Source organism: Vreelandella glaciei (assembly GCF_013415125.1).
Lineage (GTDB): Bacteria > Pseudomonadota > Gammaproteobacteria > Pseudomonadales > Halomonadaceae > Vreelandella > Vreelandella glaciei.
The window spans coordinates 1-9307 of sequence record NZ_JACCDE010000061.1; the positions used below are offsets into that span (position 1 = coordinate 1).

12 protein-coding genes and 2 pseudogenes are annotated in these 9307 nt (G+C 51.8%); 8 read left to right on the forward strand and 6 right to left on the reverse strand.

Annotated elements, in window-relative coordinates; all coding sequences use genetic code 11:
- Window positions 1-129 precede the first annotated feature (129 nt).
- The 4 genes from HZS80_RS22770 to HZS80_RS22785 all read left to right on the forward strand — a co-directional run bounded on the left by HZS80_RS22770 (window position 130) and on the right by HZS80_RS22785 (window position 3426).
- Window positions 130-468, forward strand: a complete 339-nt coding sequence (locus HZS80_RS22770; RefSeq protein ID WP_246362481.1) for a phosphatase PAP2 family protein — start codon at window positions 130-132, stop codon at window positions 466-468.
- A 24-nt stretch (window positions 469-492) separates the two neighbouring features.
- The gene (locus HZS80_RS22775) at window positions 493-2160 is read left to right on the forward strand and encodes a phosphoethanolamine transferase (protein WP_035561795.1); all 1668 of its coding nucleotides are present in this window, start codon (window positions 493-495) and stop codon (window positions 2158-2160) included.
- 75 nt (window positions 2161-2235) lie between these two features.
- Window positions 2236-2604 (forward strand): hypothetical protein, encoded by a 369-nt coding sequence (locus HZS80_RS22780; RefSeq protein WP_144408646.1) that lies wholly within the window; start codon window positions 2236-2238, stop codon window positions 2602-2604.
- 258 nt (window positions 2605-2862) lie between these two features.
- Window positions 2863-3426 carry a manganese efflux pump MntP gene (locus tag HZS80_RS22785; protein WP_035561792.1) on the forward strand — a complete coding sequence of 188 codons (564 nt, stop codon included), beginning with the start codon at window positions 2863-2865 and terminating at the stop codon, window positions 3424-3426.
- A 577-nt stretch (window positions 3427-4003) separates the two neighbouring features.
- On the opposite strand, the gene HZS80_RS23750 is transcribed toward HZS80_RS22785, so the two are convergent.
- The gene (locus HZS80_RS23750; protein ID WP_235272583.1) at window positions 4004-4159 is read right to left on the reverse strand and encodes a hypothetical protein; all 156 of its coding nucleotides are present in this window, start codon (window positions 4157-4159) and stop codon (window positions 4004-4006) included.
- A 5-nt stretch (window positions 4160-4164) separates the two neighbouring features.
- Window positions 4165-4422 (reverse strand): hypothetical protein, encoded by a 258-nt coding sequence (locus HZS80_RS23755; protein ID WP_235272584.1) that lies wholly within the window; start codon window positions 4420-4422, stop codon window positions 4165-4167.
- Between the two features lie 89 nt (window positions 4423-4511).
- On the opposite strand from HZS80_RS23755, the gene HZS80_RS22795 reads away from it, so the two are divergent.
- The 4 genes from HZS80_RS22795 to HZS80_RS22810 all read left to right on the forward strand — a co-directional run bounded on the left by HZS80_RS22795 (window position 4512) and on the right by HZS80_RS22810 (window position 6439).
- The gene (locus tag HZS80_RS22795) at window positions 4512-4781 is read left to right on the forward strand and encodes a metal/formaldehyde-sensitive transcriptional repressor (protein WP_035561786.1); all 270 of its coding nucleotides are present in this window, start codon (window positions 4512-4514) and stop codon (window positions 4779-4781) included.
- A 34-nt stretch (window positions 4782-4815) separates the two neighbouring features.
- Complete coding sequence (locus HZS80_RS22800) at window positions 4816-4968, forward strand: hypothetical protein (protein WP_157738124.1); 153 nt, start codon at window positions 4816-4818, stop codon at window positions 4966-4968.
- Between the two features lie 52 nt (window positions 4969-5020).
- Window positions 5021-5398, forward strand: a complete 378-nt coding sequence (locus HZS80_RS22805) for a YkvA family protein (RefSeq protein WP_035561783.1) — start codon at window positions 5021-5023, stop codon at window positions 5396-5398.
- Between the two features lie 135 nt (window positions 5399-5533).
- Window positions 5534-6439: a cation diffusion facilitator family transporter gene (locus HZS80_RS22810; protein ID WP_045812307.1), complete on the forward strand. Its 906-nt coding sequence runs from the start codon at window positions 5534-5536 to the stop codon at window positions 6437-6439.
- A 474-nt stretch (window positions 6440-6913) separates the two neighbouring features.
- Here the strand turns inward: HZS80_RS22810 and HZS80_RS22815 are convergent, their stop codons facing one another.
- The 4 genes and pseudogenes from HZS80_RS22815 to HZS80_RS22830 all read right to left on the reverse strand — a co-directional run.
- Entirely contained in the window at window positions 6914-7312 is a 399-nt protein-coding gene (locus tag HZS80_RS22815) for a hypothetical protein (protein ID WP_035561780.1), read from the reverse strand.
- A 122-nt stretch (window positions 7313-7434) separates the two neighbouring features.
- Window positions 7435-7734, reverse strand: a pseudogene (locus HZS80_RS22820) (integrase core domain-containing protein); the annotation flags it as partial.
- 31 nt (window positions 7735-7765) lie between these two features.
- Window positions 7766-9139 carry an IS30 family transposase gene (locus HZS80_RS22825; protein WP_206604606.1) on the reverse strand — a complete coding sequence of 458 codons (1374 nt, stop codon included), beginning with the start codon at window positions 9137-9139 and terminating at the stop codon, window positions 7766-7768.
- A gap of 47 nt (window positions 9140-9186) precedes the next feature.
- Window positions 9187-9307 (reverse strand): annotated as a pseudogene (locus HZS80_RS22830) (IS3-like element ISAma1 family transposase); the annotation flags it as partial.

Genomic DNA, 9307 nt, shown 5'->3' on the forward strand with positions numbered 1-9307 from the left:
GCACGGTGGGTTTTGGCAATAACGGGCTTGCGAAAGCCAACTTGCACGGGGCGAATGATCAAAAAGTGCTCGCTGGCGGTGATAGGGAAAGTGTCGGCGCCGGCTTCACGGATTCAGGAACTTGTGAACATGGAATGCCCTTGGGATTTAGTTCGCTATGGCGGGGAACGAGACTTTATTGGCTTGCTCAATACACGGCCTTCCTCCATGCCAGCATCCGCCTGCTTTCCCGCCGGGCATGCCAGCGCAGGCTATACGTGGATAGCCCTCTACTTCTTTTTTGCCGCCATACGGCCTCATTGGCGATGGGCAGGGCTTTCTCTGGGTTTAGGGCTTGGCCTTACGTTTGGGATCACTCAACAGTTCCGCGGGGCGCACTTTCTCTCCCACGACCTCTGGACCGTCATGATTTGTTGGACCGTAAGCTTTGTCCTTTCAAGATTCTTATTACACCCCAGCGTTCATTAATCTTTTCATTCAGAGATCTTTTCGATGCGTACTTTGCTATCATTGCCTTCAAATGCTGTTGGCACCGCTTGGCATTATCGCCCCACATTAAGCACGGAGCAGCTTGTCTTATGGGCCGTTGTCATATTCAGTGTTTTTTACAATGTCCCTTTTTGGCAACAAGCCTTTGCTGGCTATGAACCTCTTGCCGTCCAGACGTGGCTAACCTTTGCCACTATGTTTTTGGTGATGACCTGTCTTAACTATTTAGCCTTTATTAGCATTGCTTTTCGAACACTGGTAAAGCCATTATTAACTTTACTTTTTCTGATTGCCGCTTTCGTCAGTTACTTTACTAGCTATTACGGCACCTATTTTGATACTTCAATGTTAGACAACGTGCTTCAAACGGATACTAACGAGGCACAGGAGCTTCTTACACCCGGATTACTGATTCATTTAATGCTCTTTTTCTGTTTGCCAACCATCATGATTTGGCGCGTTAAAATCACACAGTCAACTTGGAAGAAGGCAGTGTTGCGTCGCTTAGCTTATTGCCTTGCCAGCACTGCTATATTGCTGTTAGCAATTTTCTTATCTTACCAAGAAGTGTCGTCACTCATGCGCAACAATAAAGAGCTACGCTACTTGGTGACCCCAGGTAATTATATTGTTTCGATGGCGCAGGCCCTTTCGAGCCAACACGCTTCCGCGAATACGGTGCGTTCCCCGGTGGGTGAGGACGCCAGTATCAGTTCACAAGCGGGTGACAAACCCACACTGCTCGTCATCGTGGTGGGCGAAACGGTACGGGCGGCGAATTGGGGGTTAAATGGTTATGAACGCCAAACCACACCCAAACTTGCCCAGCAGCCTGACGTTATCAATTTTTCAGATGTTTCCTCATGCGGTACAAGCACAGCGGTCTCATTACCCTGCATGTTTTCATTACCAGGGCGTGCCGATTACGCTAAATCGTATGCTCAGCAATATGAATCCTTGCTGGACGTATTAGCCCACGCCGGGTTAGAGGTCACCTGGCTTGATAACCAGTCAGGCTGTAAAGGTGTCTGCGACGGAGTGACGACAAAAGCGCTATCGCCAGAAGAGTATGCCTCTTTGTGTCAAGATGGGCGATGCTTGGATGAAGCACTGGTTCAAGCCTTGACCAAGCAAATTAGCGGTACCTCAGCTGATCAGGTTGTTGTGCTGCATCAGCTAGGCAACCACGGCCCCAGCTATTACCAACGCTACCCTGATGACTACGAACGTTTTGTTCCCGCTTGCACCACCGCTGATTTAGCCAAGTGCTCAAGAGACGACATTACCAACAGCTACGACAATGCCATTCTGTATACCGACACTGTGTTGGATCAGGTGATTGAGATGTTAAAGCGTCAGGATGACTACGCAACTGCGATGATCTATCTCTCTGATCATGGTGAATCACTGGGTGAAAAAGGCCTATATTTGCACGGCATTCCCTATGCCATTGCTCCCGATGAACAGACCCATGTGCCTATGGTTTGGTGGCTTTCCAACTCATTTTCAAAGCAGCGAGGACTCGATACGGAGTGCTTACGCCAAGTCTCTGATCAAGCCGCTTCCCACGATAACTTATTTCACAGCGTGCTGGGGTTGCTTGGCGTAGCAACGGACGTATATCAGCAGGCAGAAGATATTAGCCAAACGTGCCGGAGCCTCGCCAATTAATGAATGCTTAAGTGATCGTTAAGTATTCCATGTCAAGCTGCTCTCCACTCTGCTCAACTATCCTGGTGTATGCACATGGTTTTATCGCATCTATTGGACTCCAACCAAGGTTTTTGGAGACGGCTACTACCCAAAAAAATGGCAACAGCAGGGGGCTTGGTAGACGGTGTCAATACCTCTATACATTCTGCTAAATGGCTTTCCTTTAGAGCCAGTGTTGTTTTAATTACTTTACTATCGACTCTGCTGTGGTTAACGGGAATAGAAAGAATCGAGATCATCATCGCCATATTAAGTGTAACGTCAAGTGGTATGTCACAGTTACTTGGACGTTATTATTCTATCAGTGTATTGAAAGTAGTTGAAAATGATTTGATAGATACGCTCGACGCATTAGGAGCTGCAGGAGTTGGAACCTTAATAATTTTATATCTATTGGATTAACACACTTAATGTACGCTATTGAAAAAAAATTCACTTATTAATGCAACTAGGCTAAAAGTAAAGACTGAGGAAACATGGCTAGCCTATGCTAAGTGTCTTATACAAGACGAACTATATTTTTAACGTTTTGACTTGTTTATCTAGCCGGAAATGATAATGTTGGGAGCCTTTTAATACCCGACGAATTTACTTAAGTATAGCAGTAATTTTGGGTGACTTGGTTTAGAGCGTCGGATTTTCAGCTAGAGACACCATGTCATGACATTTGCCACCATATTGATTTTGGCCTTTTCCATGTCGGCAGATGCCTTCGCTGCTTCCATCAGCAAAGGCGCTGAGCTACAAAAACCCTCGTTTCGGCACGCCATCAGCATTGGGCTGATATTTGGTACTATCGAGACCATAACACCCTTGCTGGGCTGGTTGGCCGGGGTAGCATCGCAGCGCTTTGTGCAGGCTTGGGATCACTGGGCTGCGTTCTCAATCTTATTGGTTATTGGTTTACATATGGTGTATTCGGGCCTATGCAAAGAAGACAAAATAGCCCAAGAAAAGCAAACACTGTGGTTATTGATATTAACGGCTATTGCTACGAGTATTGATGCCATGGCCGTTGGTGCAAGCCTTGCCTTTATTGATGCCAATATCATCGCTACCAGCTTAGCTATTGGTTTAGCCACTACTGTCATGGCATCAATTGGCACCTTATTGGGTCACCAATTTGGCAAATACGTTAGCCACTGGTCTGAGCTGATCGGTGGGATCGTTTTAATTGGTATTGGCCTGGGAGTGTTAGCCGAACATACTGCTTTTTTTAATTGATCTTTCCTGATCTGTGTCATCCAGAGACAGTGTTAAAGCAATATGCGTAGCAACCCTCTGGGAAAGAGGACTGTTCACGTAGCATAAACGCAGAATCGAACTACTGATGCTTTTCCTTGCAGGTCACCGGAACCGGAGCTTCGAGCTGAAGTGTAGATCATGCTCTTTCGTCTTTGTGCCCAGGATGCGGTATTACAGTAAGTGAAGGATGTTGTCAGCCAAAATGGTCATACAAACGTTTCTTGTGCCTTTTTGTCATGTCACGACGTCCATTTCGTGTGATGACAAATCGATTACAAAGATGTGTCGATGCCTGCCCCTCGGGTGATGGTGAGGATGGCGATGCGGTTCAGACCCCTCCCAGACCTCATGTTCATGCTGGTGATGGTCGTCATGGTAGTGCAGATGGGAGTGCTCCACAGGAGCATGGTCATGCTAGAGCGCCACCGGAACCCGTGACGGCCAGAGACGGGTCGCGAGCGCCTGTTCGCCCAGGCCCGGAGCGGACATAGACCACGGTGTTAACGATTTGCATGGCCCCGGCGACCGAAACCGCTATGTTCAGGGCAAGCATCCCTCACAGCCGGGGCGTTTTCAAGTAGATTCGCATGCCGTGGGAGACCTTGCGCCAGTCACTTAGCGCTTCGTCATCCGCAGTTTGGGGCGACAGCAGGACCACCGAGACGACCAGGAAGGCCAGACTATTGAGCAGGAACAGCACATCGAAGCTCATCACCATCAGCAGCGCGGCAGACGCGAGGCGTAGGCTTCGACCAGTGACGCGATGCCCACATAGGCCACCATCTTAGCCTGCCCGGCCACCAAGTCATGGGCCAGCAGCGCTAGGGCGACCGTCGTTAAACCGTTGCCGACGAGGGCGGTGACCTGGGCCAGGAACGAGTGACGATAGATACGATGAGCCAGCACCTGGAGCACGGGGCCCTCCTCGATGTGTTGCAGTCGGTTACAGGCGGCATGCTGGGATGAACGATTCACATAACTTTCTTCTGTTGCAAGCAAGCCATACTACCCCCTAGTATCTATACTACCTCCTGTACTGTTTCCTTCTCCACAGAGACGACCACATGCACACGATCAAAGACAAAGCGAAGCTGCTAACTCGTGTTCGACGCATTCAGGGGCAGGCAGCCGCACTGGAAAGGCAACTTGATAAGGAAGGGGATTGCACTGCCGTGCTGCAACAGACTGCCGCGATTCGCGGGGCGGTCAATGGGCTGATGGCAGCCATAATAGAGGGACACCTAACTGATCACATCGTCAGGGAGCCCGAATTGGAGCAGCGGCAACAAGATTTGGACGCGGTGCTACAGGTCATCAAGTCCTACCTCAAGTAGGAGAGAAAGAAGCCTGGCACACAGAATATTCAATATGGATGAGAGCAATGATCAAGGCCGCCACCCGCTCGAAGAAAAGGATCAAAGGCCCTGGCGCGGTACGACCATCACCTACGCCTGGGGTGATTTCTACCATGAAGCGATTACAGTTATGCGCTCCGGCTTCCTTGCTGTGTTTCAGCACTGAGGAACTGGCCTTGCTTCTTGTTGGTACGAGTACTGAGTAGAGAAAGTCCCTGATGACAACAGAACTAATCTCGAACGCTAAACAATGGGCTCGCACGATCAAACGGGATGTACACGCCGTCTGGCTTGCCGCTCGCGATCCACGTACCCCATGGTTTGCAGAGGTGTTGGCAATGATTGTCGCAGCCTATGCCGTCTCACCTATCGACTTGATCCCCGACTTCATCCCCGTACTCGGCTACGTGGACGACATCATCATTGTCCCACTCGGGATATTGTTGGTGGTGAAGCTTACACCACCAGAGGTCATGAACGAGCACCGAGCAACCGCTGACGCAGCCTCTGAACGCCCGGTAAGCCGCATAGCTGCTGGCGTGTTTATCGCTATCTGGTTCTTCTTCGCCACCTTCTTGGCAAGAATGCTCCTATGAATATATCCAATACGTAATGTGGCAGGTACAACCTGCCTTATATTAGCGCGGAAAAAACCTGTCGACCCAATGGCCTGATAGAGGGTAGGGGTGGCTCGCGGGAAGTCTCGTGGGCTAATAACGAAGGAGACATAAATGTCAGACCACGATCATAGCCATAGTGGCGGCAAGACCTTGTTGTTCGCACTGGTCTTCACTACAGGTTTTGCAGCTGTCGAAGTGTTCGGTGGCCTGATAGCTGATTCGCTTGCCCTGTTGTCGGACGCAGGCCACATGCTAACCGATTCATTGTCGCTAGGGATTGGTGCCTTCGCTGCTTGGCTGGCCAAGAAGCCAGCATCGCGTCAGCACTCCTTTGGACTCAAGCGTGCTGAAATCCTCGGCGCTCTGTTTAACGTGCTGTTTATGTTCGGGGTGATCGTATTCATCGCTTACGAGGCGATCCGCCGCATGGCAGATACACCCGCCGTTGCCGGAGGCATGGTTTTGGCGATAGGCGGGCTCGGTTTGCTGGTGAATATCGTAGTGGCTTGGGTGCTGATGCGTGGAGAGCAAACTATAAACGTCCGCGGAGCGCTTCTGCACGTAATGGGAGACTTATTGGGCTCGGTAGCTGCGCTGGTTGCTGGGGCGGTCATTTATCTGGACGGGCCGCCCATTGCGGATCCGATCCTGTCTCTTTTCGTCAGCCTATTGATACTGGTGTCCGCCATTCGGCTACTGCGTGAGGTGACGCATGTCTTGATGGAAGGCGTGCCAAAAGGAATTGATGCGCATGAAGTCGGCTGCGCTCTAGTCCGGGTCGACGGTGTCTGCGCTATCCATGACATGCATATTTGGAGCCTGTCATCAAACAGCCAGGCTCTAGTGGCACATATCGATGTGGAAGCGATGGAGCGATGGGAAGAGATACTGCCGCAGCTGCAAACGATATTGCGGGAGCGCTTCGATATTGCGCACAGCACCCTACAACCCGAAGATGCCGCTATCCGCCATGTTTGTGATGCCGATCCTTATTGTGGGGCTGGTAAGGTGAATTAGGAGACAACCGGCAGAAGGTCCCGCCGAGGCTGCACGTAGCAGCATCAATAACTATAGCGCCACTTGATACCCATTATCTCTATCTGGGAATGTACGCCCCCCTTGGGGAGTCCTGCTCCTGAGCCGCTCAGGAGCGTCCGTATCAACACTTTTGGCAACGCCAAGTGCTTTCCAACGTGCGGCTTGCATTGTTTCAGAGAAACGGTCACAAGGGCGCGCTCTATATAAACTCAACATAGAGATTGTCGCAGCAATTATTGTTTAGTCGCAGCAATTGTTGAAAATGACACCAGCGCCTTGCTAATGACGTTGTTGGGCAGGGGGGATATTGCACAGTCAGCCCCTAGAAACAGCCCTGCCTGGCGGCTGAGGCTGAGGGGGAACGTTGCACAGCAGCAATTAAAGATGTGAGAAATGCTTTGTTCAGCGTGAAGAGAAAGACCCCTCAAAAGAGAGGGGTCTAGGAAAAGCTCATCAGAACATTTCGAGCTTTGGAATGTTATCAGCGGCGGTATCGATCCCTTCAAGAAGCTCGATGCCGCGAGCCAGTGCATTCTGAGCCAGCTCAAAAGCACTAGCGTTAAGACGGGCATTATTATCGTCCCTATTGACCTCAACCCCACTTCTTGCGAATTCAACATCGCTCAAAAGCACGGGTTGGCTACCTATCTTTACTTCGACCTTGGCGGACAGCATACCGAAGAACCACTTATGCTCAGCAAAAGCTTCCTTATCGGAATCTGAGTACCTATCGAAGAAGTCCGGGGTCACCACTGGATCATTGTCGAGCATCAGTGTGACGGTTAAGTGGCCATTCGTACCTGTAACGGTGTCACCACAGATTGCAAAGCCGTCAAATTTATTAAGTTCCATGATCGTTCCTCTCTCTCATTCCTGCTGAATTGCAGGTCTCAAGAAGAGATAGGGACTCCACTGACACAACTGGTGAGGCTCTGTGAACCGCCCCGGTTATTCCGGAGACCGGTTTGTTTGAGTCAAGCAGCTTCACCCGACTCTTCCAGTTGACGATAATACGTCCTTTCTCGTTCTGCTGGTGGAACGTTTCCGATGGGTTCCAGCAGTCGGCGGTTGTTGAACCAGTCAACCCACTCCAGCGTGGCATACTCAACGGCATCCAGTCCCCTCCATGGGCCACGATGATGGATCACCTCCGTTTTGAACAAGCCGATGATGGTTTCAGCCAGCGCATTGTCGTAGGAGTCGCCGGTGGTGCCGACTGAGGCATTGATACCCTCGTCAGCCATACGCTCGGTGTAGCGGATCGAGAGATATTGCTTAGGTTCAAGGGGCCGTCGCAACACTGGCTTATGATGCTGAAAATAGTAGTTCTTTGAGAGCTTCAGCAGGTGTTTTCCAATCAAGTGTTTTACGAGGTCTGTCGTTGAGAGTCGTCGCGACAGCGTCAAGCTCATGCTCAGAATACCTGCTAATGTCAGTACCCTTGGGAAAGTATTGGCGCAGCAGACCATTGGTGTTCTCGTTAGTCCCACGCTGCCAGGGACTTCGGGGGTCACAGAAGTAGATTGCCAAGCCAGTATCAAGTCGTAGCTGTGCATGCTGGGCCAGCTCCGCGCCTTGATCCCAAGTGAGCGATTTCCGCAGCTGTTCGGGCAGTGTGGCGATCTTTATGGCGATAGCATCGCGAACAGCCTCAGCCCCGTGACCAGCCAAAGCAGGTCCGTTCTTAACTCTGGCGCCCGTTCCATGATCATGCATGGGCGGCAAGTGAAGAAGTAGCGTGAACCGACTCGTGCGCTCGACTAAGGTACCGATTGCGGAGCTGTTCAATCCAATGATTAGGTCGCCTTCCCAGTGGCCGGGGACAGCGCGATCAGCAACCTCCGCCGGGCGCTGGCTGATCATCACCTCGGGCGAGAGGTAGTGTTTACCGCGCTGCTGGGTTCTCGCTCGTGGTACCCGCAATGCCCGGCCAGTACGCAGACACGCGGACAGTTCACGACGAAGTGCACCGCGGCCTTGAATGTAGAGGGCCTGATAGATCGCCTCGTGAGAAATCCTCATCGTCTCATCATCTGGAAAGTCTACCCGCAGTCGACGGCTGATCTGCTCAGGACTCCAACTGACTCCCCACCGCCGGTCGGCTCGGCGACCATGCCGCCGTCCTCGCCATGGCACATTCGGGCCGGGAATAGGTCTGCCTTCAGCATCGGTCACCTCGCCAGCCAGACGTGATTGCACGTAAGCCTGCAACCAGCCATTCCCTGCAAGCTTGGCAGTTTTGGGCCGTTTGGCGGCTAGCTCTGCTTTCCACTGCGCGACTGTGGCCCGGTACTCCAACACACCGCCCCGGGTCGCAGCGTTACGGCGCAATTCGCGCGAGATCGTCGACGGTGACCTTCCTAGACACCGTGCAATCTCACGAACCCCGTGCCCCTGGACTCGCAATAGTGCGAGTTCCTCGCGCTCTGGGAACGACAAATAACGCCCTGAGGGTGGCACCAAGTTAGAGGGTGCCATCCCGCCTGCCTCGCGGAACCACCGTGGCCCCAACGGTTGTGATACACCACACGCCAAAGCTGCATCCTCGCTCGATAACCCCTCAGCTATTCGCTTCCAGAATGCGCGATTGGTACTCCGCTGATTGATGCTTGGTCGACCAGGCGAACGCATCGGTGCTCGCCCAGTCTTTTCAGCGATCCAACTAGATGATCTTCCCATGTAACACCTCCAATATCGAGGTGTTGCGTCGACCGATTGAATCCGCCTTGGCTTCCCCTATCACTATGATGGATCAACCCTTGTCTGTGTTTTCGTGCCCACAGAGCTTGCTCCAGAGCGTCCAGCACCAGTGCCGTTCTCATCGACGTCGCTACACGCCAACCCACG